16 protein-coding genes are annotated in these 16,011 nt (G+C 51.9%); 5 read left to right on the top strand and 11 right to left on the bottom strand.

The genetic code is table 11. The features are described from left to right. Positions 1-20: 20 nt before the first annotated feature. Both rpmI and rplT read left to right on the top strand, forming a co-directional pair. The gene (gene rpmI, locus PJI16_01300) at positions 21-215 is read left to right on the top strand and encodes a 50S ribosomal protein L35 (protein ID MDT3776195.1); all 195 of its coding nucleotides are present in this window, start codon (positions 21-23) and stop codon (positions 213-215) included. A 27-nt stretch (positions 216-242) separates the two neighbouring features. Continuing rightward, positions 243-611: a 50S ribosomal protein L20 gene (gene rplT, locus PJI16_01295; protein MDT3776194.1), complete on the top strand. Its 369-nt coding sequence runs from the start codon at positions 243-245 to the stop codon at positions 609-611. On the opposite strand, the gene pheT is transcribed toward rplT, so the two are convergent. The 6 genes from pheT to larC are packed head-to-tail and all read right to left on the bottom strand — an operon-like array spanning position 608 to position 8,284. Next, a complete protein-coding gene (gene pheT, locus PJI16_01290; GenBank protein ID MDT3776193.1) occupies positions 608-2,302 on the bottom strand; it encodes a phenylalanine--tRNA ligase subunit beta in 1,695 nt (564 codons plus the stop codon). The genes rplT and pheT overlap by 4 nt on opposite strands. 9 nt (positions 2,303-2,311) lie before the next feature. Then, a complete protein-coding gene (locus tag PJI16_01285) occupies positions 2,312-3,871 on the bottom strand; it encodes a phenylalanine--tRNA ligase subunit alpha (protein ID MDT3776192.1) in 1,560 nt (519 codons plus the stop codon). An 8-nt stretch (positions 3,872-3,879) separates the two neighbouring features. Further along, positions 3,880-4,554, bottom strand: a complete 675-nt coding sequence (gene rpe, locus PJI16_01280; protein MDT3776191.1) for a ribulose-phosphate 3-epimerase — start codon at positions 4,552-4,554, stop codon at positions 3,880-3,882. 2 nt (positions 4,555-4,556) lie between these two features. Then, positions 4,557-6,005 carry a 16S rRNA (cytosine(967)-C(5))-methyltransferase RsmB gene (gene rsmB, locus PJI16_01275; protein MDT3776190.1) on the bottom strand — a complete coding sequence of 483 codons (1,449 nt, stop codon included), beginning with the start codon at positions 6,003-6,005 and terminating at the stop codon, positions 4,557-4,559. Positions 6,006-6,021: 16 nt separating this feature from the next. Beyond that, positions 6,022-7,047 carry a 4-hydroxythreonine-4-phosphate dehydrogenase PdxA gene (gene pdxA / locus PJI16_01270; GenBank protein ID MDT3776189.1) on the bottom strand — a complete coding sequence of 342 codons (1,026 nt, stop codon included), beginning with the start codon at positions 7,045-7,047 and terminating at the stop codon, positions 6,022-6,024. Positions 7,048-7,054: 7 nt separating this feature from the next. Then, positions 7,055-8,284 (bottom strand): nickel pincer cofactor biosynthesis protein LarC, encoded by a 1,230-nt coding sequence (gene larC / locus PJI16_01265; GenBank protein ID MDT3776188.1) that lies wholly within the window; start codon positions 8,282-8,284, stop codon positions 7,055-7,057. A 395-nt stretch (positions 8,285-8,679) separates the two neighbouring features. Between larC and PJI16_01260 the strand changes: the two genes are divergently transcribed. Continuing rightward, on the top strand, positions 8,680-9,540 hold the full coding sequence (locus PJI16_01260) for a hypothetical protein (GenBank protein ID MDT3776187.1): 861 nt from the start codon (positions 8,680-8,682) through the stop codon (positions 9,538-9,540). Here the strand turns inward: PJI16_01260 and larB are convergent. After that, positions 9,506-10,276 (bottom strand): nickel pincer cofactor biosynthesis protein LarB, encoded by a 771-nt coding sequence (gene larB / locus PJI16_01255; GenBank protein ID MDT3776186.1) that lies wholly within the window; start codon positions 10,274-10,276, stop codon positions 9,506-9,508. The genes PJI16_01260 and larB overlap by 35 nt on opposite strands. After that, a complete protein-coding gene (locus PJI16_01250; GenBank protein MDT3776185.1) occupies positions 10,273-11,340 on the bottom strand; it encodes an NAD(P)-dependent glycerol-3-phosphate dehydrogenase in 1,068 nt (355 codons plus the stop codon). Before PJI16_01250 ends, larB begins: the two co-directional genes overlap by 4 nt. Before the next feature lie 118 nt (positions 11,341-11,458). On the opposite strand from PJI16_01250, the gene PJI16_01245 reads away from it, so the two are divergent. Next, the gene (locus tag PJI16_01245) at positions 11,459-11,971 is read left to right on the top strand and encodes a zinc ribbon domain-containing protein (protein MDT3776184.1); all 513 of its coding nucleotides are present in this window, start codon (positions 11,459-11,461) and stop codon (positions 11,969-11,971) included. A 152-nt stretch (positions 11,972-12,123) separates the two neighbouring features. On the opposite strand, the gene PJI16_01240 is transcribed toward PJI16_01245, so the two are convergent. The 3 genes from PJI16_01240 to PJI16_01230 form a co-directional block, all read right to left on the bottom strand. Next, positions 12,124-12,855: a peptidoglycan-binding domain-containing protein gene (locus PJI16_01240; GenBank protein MDT3776183.1), complete on the bottom strand. Its 732-nt coding sequence runs from the start codon at positions 12,853-12,855 to the stop codon at positions 12,124-12,126. Between the two features lie 503 nt (positions 12,856-13,358). Further along, positions 13,359-13,505: a hypothetical protein gene (locus PJI16_01235; protein MDT3776182.1), complete on the bottom strand. Its 147-nt coding sequence runs from the start codon at positions 13,503-13,505 to the stop codon at positions 13,359-13,361. Between the two features lie 384 nt (positions 13,506-13,889). Continuing rightward, positions 13,890-15,062 (bottom strand): DUF2914 domain-containing protein, encoded by a 1,173-nt coding sequence (locus PJI16_01230; protein MDT3776181.1) that lies wholly within the window; start codon positions 15,060-15,062, stop codon positions 13,890-13,892. A gap of 292 nt (positions 15,063-15,354) precedes the next feature. On the opposite strand from PJI16_01230, the gene PJI16_01225 reads away from it, so the two are divergent. Beyond that, the gene (locus PJI16_01225; protein MDT3776180.1) at positions 15,355-15,816 is read left to right on the top strand and encodes an isoprenylcysteine carboxylmethyltransferase family protein; all 462 of its coding nucleotides are present in this window, start codon (positions 15,355-15,357) and stop codon (positions 15,814-15,816) included. The last annotated feature ends 195 nt before the right edge of the window (positions 15,817-16,011 follow it).

Here is a 16,011-nt window from a genome sequence, read left to right as displayed (position 1 = left end):
GGAAATAAAGTATGGCAAAAATGAAATTAAAAAATCACTCAGGAGCCAGTAAACGATTTAAACGAAGCGGCTCGGGTAAGTGGATGCGGAGGAAGGCAGGAATGCGTCATATCCTCACTTCCAAGTCGCCTGGAGTAAAATCCAGACTAAGCGGCGCAGCAGAGGTCAGAAAAGAAGACCGGACTTCGCTGTCTCGGTTACTCCCCTATAAGTAATTTTTCAATAATAAAGGAGAACGTGTCATGCCAAGGGTAAAAGGTGGGCCACAAACTCGGCAGCGCCGGAAAAAGCGGCTCAAGCTGGCGAGTGGCCAATATGGAGGAAAAAGTAAGCTTTTCCGGACGGCTACCGAATCAGTCGATAAGGGGCAAGCCTATGCTTATACCGGACGAAAACAGAGAAAACGTAATTTCAGACAGCTCTGGGTGACTCGAATCAGTGCGGCAGTTCGAGCGCAAGGCGTCACCTATAGTCAGTTCATGAATGCGCTGAAGAAAGCCAATGTGTTGTTAAATAGAAAAATGCTTTCAGAGATGGCGATTCACGATCCTCAAGGCTTTTCTCACCTTGTGTCAAGCACCAAGGGAGATGGACAACCCGTCCCCGCTTAAGCTTCAGGCTTTCGTATCTCGAACTCAAACCCGGAAGTGGGCATATCGATTTGCCAGGCTTCGAGTACTTCCGGGTGAAACTCTCCAATATATCCCACTGAATGCCCATTACAACGGATTCGGCCGACTCGTCCTTCTAAGAATGAGGGATGAGTGACCGGCTCCAGTTCGTAGGGCCACACCATGTAATACATCAGCAAATCCAGATAGCTATGGATCTCTGAAAAGTTTGCTCCGGAATTGGCGCTGATGGCAGCTATGGACAATGTCGTGCGAGAACCCGCATTGGCTTCCAAATCCAGTTGAGCCGTTTCTCCAACCTCAAATAGCAGATGGGGATAAAAGACGCGAGGCGATAGGGCTTCCACCCGAAGCAGGCACGGCAAAATGGAAGGTCTGAGACAGGCATAGGTTTGGGACATTAGGTTATCCACTTCCACCAGTTGCGCATACTCCGTATCAGCAATACGCATTCTGTCTACCAATTCCTGATGAGAAGCCATGATATTGGAAAAAATTTCCTGAAAGCCAAATCCGACCAGAAGATCACGAACACGATCGCTGGTCTGTTCTTCCACGGAGAGACTTCCAACGGTGAAAGACTGGGGCATAATAGGGGAAAAGGAATCATAGCCTCGGGTAATGGCCACATCTTCCGCCACATCCATCACATGCATGAAATCGTTTCGAAAGGCGGGTAAGGTGACGGATACTGTTTGCCTGGTGGCTTTCACCAGGTATCCATAAGAGGCTAGGGCTTCCTGAATAGCCTCCGAGCCAAGCGCCATTCCTAAAGCCTGTTCGATCGCCTCTAGGGAAATACGTTGTGATTGATTCATGCTCAGGGGGGTTTTAACGGTTGTGCCGAACTCGGTTTCATAGGGATACGTAATATTCACCGATTCGATGGTCGCCCCACGATCGGCTAAATTACAGGCAAAAATATTCAAGGCCAACACCACCATACTCAGATCGGTTCCTGTGACTTCCACAAATAAATCGGTGTCTCCCTGCTGCACTTCACCGAGTTCCCGGCTGTTGATAATGGGAGGAAAGGACAGCACCTGTCCATCCGAATCCCATAGGAGCGGCAACCTGTCGCATTCAGCGAGGATCGATCCATATTCAAGGCCTTTGGGGTGGACGGTGAGAATTTCGTGAGGAGTCATTTTTTCCTCAAATCCCAATGGCGTAAATCGAATTTCATCGGGTTTCACGAGCCCGTACGTGACAGGAAACGAAATGGAAGAGTACCGATAAAGGCCAATGGAAACGGTTTCACGTTTTCGTCCATAGGCGTCGGCCAATTTTTCTTGGGTTTGAATGCATTGGTCGAGGCCCTCAGCTGTCATGGCATATCCCAACGAGACGCAAGCCGCCACATAAGGTCGAACGGTTTCCATGCCTTGGGCCACTTGAATCCGTCTTTTCGCCCCCTTCTTATCCGAAAAGAAGGAGTAAGGGGGCATCCCTTTATTTAAAACGGATCGAATTTGTCGGGCAATCCCTTCCACGCACCATAAATCAGGCCGATTGGTATCTTGAAGCTCCACGCGCACTTCACCCGTGTCCTGTGAGACGTCTTTCACCTCCCCTTTCACATAGGGCATCCATTGTTCAATGTCGGACATGGAGGCATTTCGACCGACAAGTCGACAGAAATCTTTTTGGAAAATGGAAATGGTTGGCATCGTGGGTATTTAAAATTGACGGCGCATATTGCGGACCGCTTCTAAATCGGAGGTGAATAAATCGCGAATGTCCTGTATGCCAAGGGCGACCATGGCCATCCGATCCAACCCGAGTCCCCAGGCAATAACCGGAACGGTCACTCCCAAAGGTATGGTGACTTCAGAGCGGAAAAGCCCCGCGCCCCCCAGTTCCATCCATCCAAGTTTTGGATGACGGACATGCAATTCGACGGAGGGTTCGGTAAATGGAAAATACGCTGGGAAAAATCGAATCTCTTTGGCTTGTGCCATTTCCGTGGCGAACAATTGCAGGAGACCCAAGAGTGTCCGAAAGTTGATATCGGAACCGAGCACGATCCCTTCCACCTGAAAAAAATCAGTGGCGTGCGTGGCATCGACATTGTCATAACGAAAACACCGGGCAATAGAAAAAAATTTGCCGGGAATCGGCGGATTTTGTGCCAACGTTCGAGCGGAGACTGCGGTGCCTTGGCTGCGGAGAACTAAGCGCTTCGCCCGCTCGCTGTCATATTCGTATTTCCATCCTTTCGATCCACTCGTTCCGCCATCCCGGTGGACTTGGGCGACCTGGCTGAGAAATGGCTCAGGAATATTCTTAGCCATCTTGGGATTTTTAACAAAATACACATCATGGATGGCACGAGCAGGATGGAATTGAGGCATAAAGAGTGCGTCCATATCCCAAAATTCCGTTTCAATGAGTTCGCCACGCATTTCCTGAAATCCCATGCTCGTGAGTTTGTACTTCACGGTATCCAGAAACTCCCGATAGGAATGGCGTCGGCCAACTGCCAATCGGGGAGGTCGGAGATTGATGGAGTATTTGCGAAAGGACACGTTCCGCCAGGATCCGTCTTTTAAGAGTTCTGGGGTTAATTGTGAAATTTCCTGGGCGGCGCCTTCCCGTAAATGAGGCAGTAGAGTCCGGCCCTCCGCTGTGAGGACATAAGTCCGTTCGGTATGATCATCGATGCGAAAGGGTTCTTGCGTATTGCCGCGTTTGACGGCATATTGGCGAAGTAATGCCTGGTGATCGGAAGTAAACGAATCCAGGGGGCGTGTGCCTTCATGAACCTGATTGATGAGGCTTCGCAAATCCCTCACAGTGTCACTATCCTTGCTGGTAATTTCCAACATTCCACCCGCACCCATCTGAAGGACGCCTTCCTTCTTAAGAATCCCGATTGCTCGGCTTAGCTCGGAGGGTTGGAATTTCCCCGTGGCTTGAAGGTCCTTTACGGTGGGTGGGGAGCCTTCGGGATCAGCATTCTTCACCGTCTGGATGATCCACTCAAGAGGAGAAGAGTCCGGCTGGTGGTATTGGGTCCCAACCGTAGTGAGGGACACATAGGTCGTCGTGGATTCGGTCGACAGGCTCACTAATTGTTTCGTGAGTAGCCACCCGACAGCCATGCTGACTTGTGAGGGAGCAAGCTCGGTGTGGGTGGCAAGTTGAAGGTCTGAGAGTGGCTTTGGGTCTTTCCCCAGTGCACGTAGGACCTGAATTTCGAGAGGGTGAAGGCTGTCGGTGTTATTGGGGGAATTCATGGGCCCGATTAGACAATCACGGTCTGAGCGGCTGTTCGCATCTGGCGAATGGTTTCGGGGATATTCTTGCTGCCAAAAATGGCGGAACCGGCAACCAGGACATTCGCGCCCGCGTGAATCACCGAAGCCACGTTAGTCAGGTTGACTCCCCCATCCACTTCTAAATGGGCCGAACTGTGGGAATTGGTCATCATCGTCCGGATACGCCGGATCTTCTCCAGGGTGGAGGAGATAAATTGTTGGCCACCAAACCCGGGATTCACGGACATCACCAGGATTAAATCCACGTCGCCAAGTATTTCCTCAATGGCGGTGACCGAGGTCGCAGGGTTTAAGGACACTCCGGCTTTGACCTGTCGTTCCATAATAGATTGAACGGTTCGGTGTAAATGTGGACAGGCTTCGACATGCACGGTCAACAGATCAGCGCCGGCATCGACGAACTCAGAAATGAAGGCATCCGGATTGGTCATCATCAGATGAACATCCAAGGGCAAGGAGGTCGCCTTGCGGAGCGCTTCAACCATGGGCGGACCAACGGTCAAATTGGGAACGAAATGGCCATCCATCACATCCACATGAATCCAATCCGCACCGGCGGCTTCTACCATCTGTACGGCTTCCGCGAGCCGGGCAAAGTCAGCAGAAAGAATAGAAGGGGATATTAAAGGGGTGATTGGCATTGTCATTCAGATTTTTTCAATCGGCACGCAAAAAATCCGTCCATGTTCAACGTCTGAAAGGCCGTACACAAATGCCCAGGGTCAGTAATGAGTGATTGCCCCGCAACGGGCACCCAAGGTGTGACGGATTCCTGAGAAAATTCAGGATGTTTCTGACAAAATTCGGAGATGATCTCCGTGGTCTCCTCCGGTTCGACTGAGCAGGCACTATAGACCAAGATTCCCCCTGGTCTCAAGAGGTCACTGACCCGATCAAGAATCTCGCGTTGAGAAGCTTGGGCATGTTGGACGGTCGATAACGATTTTAGTAATTTTCCTTCCGGATGTCGGCGAAGAATCCCGAGAGCAGAACAAGGCGCATCGACCAGAATACGGTCAAATGGTTGCGCCAGCATGGATGGGACCCTGAGGGGAGTAGTTGAGGAATCTTCAGCCGGGCCGTGGCCGGAAGAGGGGCTTAGATCAACGTGAGCTGGCTGAACAATGGAGATCCCAAGTCTGGCGCAATTAGATACAAGCCGGTCCAGCCGTCCCTGATGACGATCGAGTGCCACGATGGTCCCTTGGTTCTTCATCAATTGAGCCATGTGCGTGGTTTTGCCTCCAGGAGCCGCACAAGCATCAAGAACCCGGTCACCGGGCTGAGGGCCAAGGAGCAAGGGAATCAGTTGGGCGGCTTCGTCTTCCACGTAGCACCAACCGTCCTTCAAGGCAGATAATTGTCCGGGATTACCACATTTGTCCAAGGTCAGGCCGACAGGGCTCACCGTGGTTTCCTGTGCAAGGATGCCTTCCGATTGGAGGCGGGCAAGTAAATCGGAACGGGAGCCCCGAAGGGAATTGGTTCGAATGGTTAATGGTGGAAGGCCAAGAGACTGTTGGCAAAGGTGTTCCGCTTGCGTGAGGCCGAAGGATCGTCGCCAGCGCTCAACTAACCATGGCGGGCAGGAATATCGAATGGAGAGGGCCTGGGTGGCATCGACCCCCGGATCGGGCATGGGGGGGGCAGATTGCCGAAGCAGATTACGCAATACGGCATTCACGAAGCCGGACCAATTGTGACCGGGTTGTTTCCGGATGAGCTGAACAGCTTCATTCACTGCGGCGGAAGCCGGAATGCGATCGAGATAGAGCAATTGGTAGGCAGCGACCCGTAGCGTCGTGGCGACCGTCAGCGGCAGGCGGACCATAGGCTTGCGGGAGACCTGATCTAATCGCCAATCCAGGGCGATGTAATGTCGTAACACTCCATAGACCAACTCAAACGCCAGATGCCGATCGCGTTCGGAGACCACGAGGTCTTTGGTGATGTGATCGAACACGTCATCGCTAAACCCTCGGGATCGTTCAATTCCTTGCAACGTGGCGGCAGCGATTTTTCTCGCACTCCAGGCACGACCGGTCGAAGATGCCGGTGGTTTGGCGGAGGATGTCGATTGTCGCGCTCCCATCTTTACGCCTTGGATATCATGTGGAGCGTGTGGCCAAATTGGCTGCCATTTCAATGGCCTCAACCAAGCTGGTGGGGTCGGCTTTGCCATGCCCGGCAATGTCATAGGCCGTTCCATGGTCAACAGATGTGCGAATGATTGGCAGGCCCACCGTGATGTTCACGCAATGGCCGAAGGCCACGGTTTTGAGGGGAATCAATCCCTGGTCATGATACAGGGCGACAATCCCGTCAAATGATCCTCGTACCGCCTTGCCGAACAAGGTGTCGGCAGGATGAGGACCCGTGCAGGCAATGCCCTGCTTTTTGGCTTGCCGAATGGCCGGTTGAATAACGCGGTCTTCCTCGTCTCCAAACAGACCATTTTCGCCGGCATGGGGGTTGAGGCCCGCCACGCCGATGCGCGGTTTCTGAATATGGAACAAGCGGGTGAGTCCCTGATGGGCCAATCGAATGGCTCGAAGGATGGTGGCTGGTGTCAACACGTTCGGAACTTCACGGAGAGCCAGATGGGTGGTTGCAAATAGAATTTTCAAGGGACCGCCCACAATCATCATCCCCGACTCCTTGGCGTTCGTCAGGTCCGCCAGCATTTCGGTATGGCCCGGATACGTGTGCCCCGCTAAATGAATGGCATGTTTATTAATGGGAGCCGTAACAATGCCCTGCACGCAACCGGCCTGGGCTAATCGGACGGCTGTTTGGATGCACGTGACCGCCAAATCCCCTGACCGTGCCGTCACACGTCCAAGCCTAACCGGACGACTCGATCCGGAAAAGGGATCCAAGAAATGAAGAGAGCCACGGCGGAACAGGCGAGGATGAGGGGATGATTCGTGACCGCTCACCGGCACAAGAACAAGGGAGGCCCCTAATGATTGTGTGGTGAGTTCCAGGATGGCCCGGCTACCAATGACCAGGGGGCGACAGACTCGCCAGACTTTCGATAACTGGAGCGCCTTCACGATAATTTCCGGTCCGATCCCGGCAGGATCGCCCATGGTAATCGCCAGAAGGGGTTTGGTCGGTTGAGAGGAGGACATGCGTGGATTACTTGCGCCGTGCCAATTTGGAAGGAGCGGTTTTGCGGGGGGATGGGATTTTCGCACTAATATAGGTCTGACGTGCGAGGTCGATGATTGTTTGCACAGGCTGCTTGGTGCGCTCAGCCAATGCGACACAATCACGATACTCGGGAGTGGCCTTTGAACGGCCCTGTCCAAGATTAGCAATCTTCATGAGGACAGAACCCCCCAACAGTTTAATCGTTTGGAAGGAGCGAGCCAGAATGGCTCGGTCCATTTCCTGGATCCGTATTCCCAGCGTCGAGGTTTCGGAAAAGAGAATCGACTTTAAGGCCTGAAGGTTCTGTGAGAACGCGATGACGGTTACAATCGTGCCGGGCCGACTCCGTTTCATGATGGTTGGCGTGAATGTGACATCGAGAGCTCCGGCTTCGAAGAGGCGCTCCATGATCACCTCATACAATTGCGGATTCATATCATCGATGTTTGTCTCAAGCTGAATGATGCGTTCCGTAAGATTTTTAGAATCAGAATCTTGAGCACCAACAAACAGTCGAAGCACATTGGGCCAGCCATGAGGGTCGGCCGTGCCCGCGCCATACCCCACCGTTTGTGGTGTTAAGGGTGGGAGCGGTTTACAATCCTGAGAGAGAGTTTTGACCAACGCGATACCGGTCGGAGTTGTGAATTCAATGGCCGGTCCATTGGAGAGAATGGGAATTCCTTGGGCCATATGCGCCACTGCCGGTCCCGGCACCGGAAGCAGCCCGTGCGCCGTGGAAATCGTGCCGGCTCCCAGATTGATGGGAGAAAATGACACCGTCGTCACGTTCAGATGGGCAAATCCCAGGAGGGTCCCGACAATATCCACCAGCGAATCGATCACGCCCACCTCATGAAAATGTACTTTATTCAGCTCTTGGCCATGCACCCTGCCTTCAGCCTCAGCCAGCAGTTGGAAGGTTTGAAGGGCCTGAGTCCGAATGGCGTCGGGCAGGGGACTATTTTTTAACGTTTTTTTGATGGTGGCAAGTGATAAGGGTTTGGTAAATCCCTTTTGGATGTCCACATCCACCTTGGTGGCCCGGATGCTGTTGCGGATCACCTGCTGTTCACGAAGCCGATAACCTTTAATGCCTAGGGCTTTGAGGCCTTTTTTAAGAACAGACAATGGTACACCGGTATCTACGAGGGCACCCAAAAACATGTCTCCGCTGACTCCTGAAAATGCGTCGATGTGAAGATGTCTGGTCATAGAATTACATCTGCAAAAGTACAAAGGCGAAACCGTAGCATATCAAAAATCTCAACGCGACGCTGGGCGAATCATTGAGAATTGCACGATAATGTTTTTGAAATTATCCGGGTTTCGCTCCGGCGTACGAGGTTCTTTTGTGACGGCAAAAGGACCCAAAACCATATTGGCCCTTTCGTGGCCCTTCGGGTTCATCGTGCGGTTCACCAATTCCGGCTGCGGCGCAAACTTGCGGAGCCTGTTCTGAACCTTGTCGAAGGACTTAAGCAGTGCGCCGAGGTGCTTCCGAAATCGGCTTGACGGCTCGGGCACACCAAAGGCCAAAGAAAAAAAATGGCAGAATTAATCTCAAATTAGATTGGTCTCAAGGGAAAAAGTTTGGCACAATGATAAGGATGTCTTCGACACTTAGGAAATTTCAATGGCGGTGGCAATCTGGGTTGTTGGTGCTGGCCCTCGGGTCATTTCTGGCTCTTTCCCCCTTCAGCTCAAGCGAAGCGAAGTCCAAACGGGTTTCGGTTTCTCCCGTGAAAATTTCTGATGTAGTGGTTTCTCCTGATCCCTTTATCATTGGGAAAAGTGGGTTGAAATTGACCCTGCTCGTGGAGTTGCCGTCCTCGTTACGCGGAGCCAATGTGCTTGAAGTGTCTGCCATGATTACCTCACCGACGCGGCGCTCCATGAGTTTTGTCGCACATCGTCTATTGGTGGACGAACCGGAGGCGAAAAGGGGGAATCTCACCGTTCCGGTGGAGTTGGTCTGGGATGGGAAGGATCAATACCATCAACTCGTGGCTGATGGCTCCTACTTTTATGAACTCCAGGCCAAGTTAATGGAGGATCAAGGGGATGGCCCCCGGACGAAGATCGTCTCACGTCGGGTTCACGGGACACTCGAAGCGTTGGCCTATGTGGGTGAAGTGTTACCTCCCCTTCCTCCGGAGCCGGATATTCCCGAAGAACTTGAGATTCTCCGTGAGGGAGAGAATTCTGAAGAGAATGGCACGACCACGGAGGAGAGCTTGAAGTCTTCAGACGATCCGGTGGTTCCAGAGGAAGAGGCCCTCATGGACGCTACGGATGTTCTTCAGTCTGAAGAGGCCGGTGGTTCCGGGTCCGAGGTTGAAAGCGTTGAACCGGAGGAGAAAGACGAGAGTACAATCCCTGAAATGGGAGAAGCACCAATGTCGGAACCTTTGAATGGGCCGATGCCTGAGTTACCTACGTCTGAGGAGGAGATTCCCCCTGCCCGTTAATATTAATGCGGTGTGCGAGACAGCCTGCTCCAAATCCGTTATCGATATTCACGACGCCGATTCCCGATGAGCAGGCATTCAGCATCGTGAGGAGAGGGGCCAGCCCGCCAAAATTTGCACCGTAGCCTTGACTGGTGGGCACGGCGACAATCGGGCGATCGACCAACCCTCCCACCACGCTGGGCAACACCCCGTCCATTCCTGCGACGACAACGACGACTCGTGCCTGGTGAAGGCTTTCCTGGCGATCCAAAAGCCTATGTAAACCAGCGACCCCAACATCATAGAGTGTTTGTACCCGGCTTCCCATAACTTCGGCGGTGACTTTGGCCTCTTCAGCCACCGGGATGTCGGAGGTGCCGGCTGTGACAATAAGGATCAACCCCTGCCTGGTACGCTTGCTCTCGGCAAGAGAGACCATCCTGGCCATCTCATGATATACCGCTTTGCGGGCCAATCGCTTGAGACTGCGAGCATTAGCAGGCGTGACGCGTGTTGCGAGAAACGGACCGCCGGCCTTTAATAATTTTCGAGCGATCGCGGTAATTTGTGCGGGTGTTTTCCCCTCGCACAGGATCACTTCTGGAAATCCCTGTCGTAGCGACCGGTGATGATCCACCGAGGCAAATCCGAGATCTTCAAACGGGAGGGTGCGGAGCTGTTGAATAGCCTGGGGGACAGAAACATGTCCGCCTTGAACCCGTTGAAGCAAGGCCGCTAACCTGTCGTGGTTCATGAATGAGCCCTGGGGCCAAAGGTTGCGGTGCTGACAGAGAAAAGGCCATCCGTTTCGCCTTTGGCTAATCGGGACATCAGATCGGTTACGATATGCCGGGGATTGCGCCCTTCAAACAGCATTTGGAACACGCCGCGCACAATGGGCATATCTACATGATACCGTTCAGCCAGGGCCATGGCGGCCCGGCTGGTGGGAACCCCTTCAGCCACGGTTCTGGTGGTTGAGCGCACCGTGGTCATATTCGCGCCTTTGGCCAATTGCATGCCGACCTGGTAATTCCGGCTCAACGTCCCGGTACAGGTGAGCACCAGATCTCCTAACCCCGATAGCCCGTAAAAGGTGGAAACATCGGCGCCCATGGCCCGGCCTAACCGGATCATTTCCGCCAGTCCTCTGGTGATTAAGGCAGCCCTCGCATTAGATCCGAGGTCCAGGCCATCGACCACACCAGCTCCAATGGCCATGACATTTTTTAAGGCTCCCCCCAGTTGCGCACCGATCATATCCCGTCCGGCATACACGCGAAACTGTGGAGTGATAAAGGCTTGTTGCAGACCATTCACCAGATTGAAATCCCGTCCGGCCAGTAAAATGGTCGTGGGTTTCCATCGGCTCACTTCCGATGCGAAGCTGGGCCCGGAAAGAATGGTGATGAACGGATGCCATGATGCGGGGAGATGACTTTCGACTACCTGACTCATTAATTGCAACGTGCCTTCCTCAATGCCTTTGGTGGCGATGATGATGGGAAGGGGTTCCTTTAATAACAGGTTGAGTTGTTTCACCATGTTGGCCATGGCATGGGATGGTGCTGCGAGTAGGATGACATCCGTGCCCTGCACGCAATCCGGAAGACTGATCGTGGCCTGAATAGAATTGGGTAGCACTACTTCCGGGAGATACCAGGAATTTTCTCTGGTGCGCTGGATGGTCTCCGCCACCTCAGGTTCATGCGCCCATAAGCGTATGCTGAATCCTTTAGTGGCCAAGAGGTGAGCCAATGCGGTTCCCCAGGCTCCAGCGCCAATCACGGAGAGGACACGAAAGGAAGTGGGTGTCACGGTGTCTCCTGACAAAGGTGGTTCATGGATGATTGTGGAGTTGGTGCATGGGCCAAGGGGGCGAACGGATGAATAGGGAGAGAAGCGTGCACCAATCTGAGGGAACAAATGAGGGTCGATGTTGGGAATGAATCGTGATCTGTTGGGAAATTATAAAAATGACGTGGGAATTGAGTCAAATCATTTTGCCTGTGTCGCCTGGACGAATCGATGGAAATTGGGCAAGATAGAGAAAGCCAGCAATCATGAGACATGTGTCATCTTAACAGAAATCAGGTGCTGTGTGAGTGAAACCAAGCCGTGTCCTTCTTGTGGCTATGATCTTCCTCTCAAAGGACGATTCTGTCCAAAATGCGGGAGTCGGGCGGATCGGAAACAGGTGGAGGAATCCAAGCAGGAGCCGCTTAACCTGCGTATTCTCTATATTATGGTGGGGCTACTCATTCTGGCTGTCTTATTCCCTCCTTGGCAAACGCCACCGGAGCAGACGCCGGAATTTTTAGGATTTCATTTTATTACTTCTCCGCCCATGGAGGGGGCTCAACGCAGTCCCATTCTCCAAAACATTCAACTCTTCACGATTGCCGTGGCCGGGCTGTACTTTTCCTGGGCGTTTAGAGGCAAAGGCTAACCGAGGCATTTCCTCCGAATCCGGCGAGGACGTTCTTCTTAAGGGGGGACTCCTGAGGACACGGGATGTCGGGAATACCTGGGCTCCAGGTTTCCCCAACATCCCGTGTTATCTTCCTGTAAGAATCACGATTGAACGTGAACCATAGCCGGTTATTTGGCGACTTGCAGGATTTGTTGAATAGCCTCAGACTTTTGCATCCGGAGGATCTGGTAGATTTTTGGACCATCTTCCAGGACGTATTGCCGGTCTTCGGCCTGCACCTTCGCGCACGGTCCTGGTTTGCCTTGCAGAGAAAGAAAACGGGTGACAAGTTGGGGATTCCGGGAAATCCGTAATATACTCACGGCACAGGCTTCGCCATCATAGGGTGCCGACACAATGTTGGCATCATCCCATTCCTGAATGTCATAGACATGAGTGTGCACTTTGAGTTGGGGCACATTCGAATTGACCAGGGATGCGGTCGAGTCAATACACCGTTTAAATGCTTTCATGCAGGTGATGCGCGAGGTCTGCAGGACATCGTCGGTATTACCTTCCTTGAGCATCCAGGAACCCTGGACTTCCACCCATTGTCCCCATTCCTGATCGTGAAAGGTCTGTGGGGGAAGGAATGGGACCACACGATTCAAGACGCGATCATCTTCGGTGAGATGTTTTAGTGTGGGAAAGTCGAGGTCCCCGGTCTGAGAGAGGCCAGATTTTTCCTGATAGGCTTTCAATGCCTGTTTGGTGGATTGGTCGAGCGTTCCTGTATAGGGCCCGACTCCATATCCAAAACGTCCGAGAAAAATCTGCACGCCGGTCATCAACGTACGAAATTCTTCTGGATTTTTCCTCAATTCATCCAATTCTTCCTGCCCCTTTTTGTCTAACGCCATTTTTGAAGCCTCAGTTTGTGGTGGCTGACCGGGCGAGGGTGTTGAAGATTCAGATGGTGTCTGTGAGGAGGGTGGTGCTTTTTGTTCTTTACCAGAGGCGAAGCAGGAGACATAAGAAAAGAGCACTCCTCCAACACCAATGAATACATAAAGAGCCATCAATCTGAATAATTTACCGGAGTGTTGCGACATATCACATTCCCTTCTAAAGAAACTAAAAACCAGAACATCTGTGTGTATTGAATCAATGCCCGTGAAGATCAGGATCATTCCAGGTGGAGTTCGTGGAGTCAAGCGCTGAAGCCTGCTCGTTCTTTTCGAGGTGAGCGGTGGTCGGAAAAAGTTCAACCGGAGAAAATGTGGAAAGAAATAGAGAGGAGAGGGACCGACAAAAAACTCGAAGGGATAGCATCTGCACTGAAGGACGGGAGGACAGATTGATCACAGCAAAACGCCGGATGGAGGCATGCCCCATCCGGCGTCTTGTCCGCACACTTGAAAAATTACCGTTTCTTCGTGGCAGCTTTTTTCTTGGCTGGAGCCTTTTTCTTAGCCGGAGCCTTTTTCTTGGCTGGAGCTTTTTTCTTGGCTGGAGCCTTTTTCTTAGCCGGAGCCTTTTTCTTGGCTGGAGCTTTTTTCTTTGTGGCCAAAACACTCACCTCCTTTCAAATGTAGATGCGACGTGAGAGCCGCAGTGATAGCTCACCCTTACGATAGCAGTGAGTCTGTGAATAGGAACCATTGAGCACGGTATTAGTGTATGACGTCACGCGAAAATTTTATTGGCACTATCGTTCGGCAATGCTAAGCGATGTTCTGGAGCGAAATTGGAGAGGGAATTGATGTAAACAAGATGTGTTCGATAGTTGTACATGATGTTATGGAATCTATACTACAACGTCTCAGCAATTAATTCCAGGAATTTTAAATTTTTTTTCGTCGTGATGAAAGCAGTACAGAGTGTCTTTCAGAAATTAGTGCGATGTGGGGAAACAAAACGTGATGAACATGATTGAGGAAAGAAGAATTGCTTTTCACTGTGTGATGGTCGTCAGTTCATGGGAGGGGGAATAATTTGAATCGGCAGAAAACGCAATCCGCCCGATAATTCGGCCGTCTTCTGCTTCCACATTCACTCGCCATTCACCAGGCTGGAGGCGGTGTTTCATCGTATACATGCGATATCCATGTTCTCTTCCTCCGGTGATGGAAATGGGAATGCGATCCGTGGTGATGAACTCAGCTGACTCTGTGAGGGGTCGCCATTCCCAATGGTGATAGATGGTGGTGTGCAAGGTGATCGGAGCAAACACGGATGAAAAGGTATAGACGGGTGTGTCTGTTCCGACACGGTCATCGGATCGTTTCCAAACGGCGTACCAGGGACCATCTTCATAGGTGAGCAGGTACTGATCCTGCTGCTTTTCGATGTGATGGTAGATGCCTCCCGATTTGAGTGAGAGGGGAATGGGAGGAATCCAATTTAAAAAATATAACGCGGTGCATACTCCCACCAGGGCAAAAGCCGGGAAGCAAATGATCAAGGAAGCTCTGATAGGGAGATTGGGAATGCCGCGAAGGGTGAGACGGACGGTTTTCCACACGACGGCAATGGTGATGACGGCACCGGCTAAAAAAACCCAGGCATTCATCCATCCCGTCAGTACAGGGAGGAAAAAGGTCATAAAGCTTAAGGTGACGATCGAAAAGAGGCCCACCAGCATTTTGAGACTGGAATATCGTCTGGAAAGAAACTCATTAGCGATTAACAACCCGACAATGATTCCCAAAAAGATGGCGGAGGTGGACCATGACGCGCTCTGGGAATAAAGGATGGCATAAGCACTGAACAGTCCCCCTAATAAGAATTGCAGGGCTTTATCAAAGTGCGGGCGGGCTTGATGCATCAGACTAAGGACATTCCATCCGGATCTGTCCGGTATTGAGGGAACCAGTCCCAGTTGAAACCGTCCGGTGAGGATGATGAGAGTGCCGAGAAGCGTAATGTAGAGGAGGATAATTAGATTATCCAACAATCGATCGATGCGTGTTAGCGTGAGGGTATCATAGGTCACCCCGGCGAAAAAAAAGACGGCCGGGAGAATGGGTTTGAGGAATGTCGAGTGCCAGTGCATCATCGTCTGAGCCACTGTCGCCGTGAGAGATGTCGTATACGTCGAAGGCAATTTGTCAGTCGTGAGATTCATTGTACCCCTTCCTTGAAAATCCTCGGAAGATTGATGGTCTTTCTTAAAGGGGTGGGTCTAAACGCTTCGGAAGCTCGTCCAAGCTGTTTAGGGAAGTGTTGAAAAAGGTCGCCAGCGGCGTTCTCGCCCCTTGGCCGTGCTCACGTACTCCTCCGTACGCTCCGCCCGTCCAAGTAGCTGTGGTCTTGCTGGACGAGCCTTTTTGAACACCCCCTATGTTTTGTTTATTGCTTTCTATTTCCAAGCATAGGGAACAACAACCGAAATGTGGCAATTATTCACCGGTCCCTCTATGAATCAAGACAAAGGAAATGCATCGCCTTCCGCTCTTTCTCTGACGCTTGTCGGGATACAATTTGTCCTTATCGGGTTGATCGCCTTCACCGGGCCACTGTGGCCTCCAGGCTGGAGCCTTCGAGTCATACTTGCTGTTGGCGGGGTGGTAGGCCTCTGGGCGCTGCAGGTTATGGGACTGCGACAGGTGAAGATATTCCCGGAGGTCGCCAGTCAGGCAAAACTCATTGTCCTCGGCCCTTACCGCTGGATCAGGCATCCCATGTATACCAGCGTCTTGTTGGTGTCTCTGGCTTGGACTCTGGGAAGTCCCCTTCCCTACCGTTTGCTTTTATGGGTGGGATTAGTGATGACCTTATCGGTCAAACTCCAGTACGAAGAGCGCCCTTTGATGGAACCTTTCCCTGAATATGAGGCCTACAGAGGTCAGACAAAACGCCTCATTCCTTTTGTGTGGTAAAGCCGATCATATGGGGGAGTATGGATGAGTCCGCTATACCAGTAATACCTTCTAGATCTACCTTGACATCTTTGGTTTATAGGGCAAGAATTCCTCGTGCCGATTCCAGATTTTCGTTTGCTCTCCGTTTCCAGCAGAACCATATGAGTCGGCCACGATGCCAGAAATATTGCCGAGAAAAAGAGGGCTGAGGAT

It is taken from the genome of Nitrospira sp. MA-1, from assembly GCA_032139905.1.
Taxonomy (GTDB): domain Bacteria; phylum Nitrospirota; class Nitrospiria; order Nitrospirales; family UBA8639; genus Nitrospira_E.
Note: the sequence above shows the minus strand (reverse complement) of the source record. Positions and strands in the feature narration are given on the sequence as shown.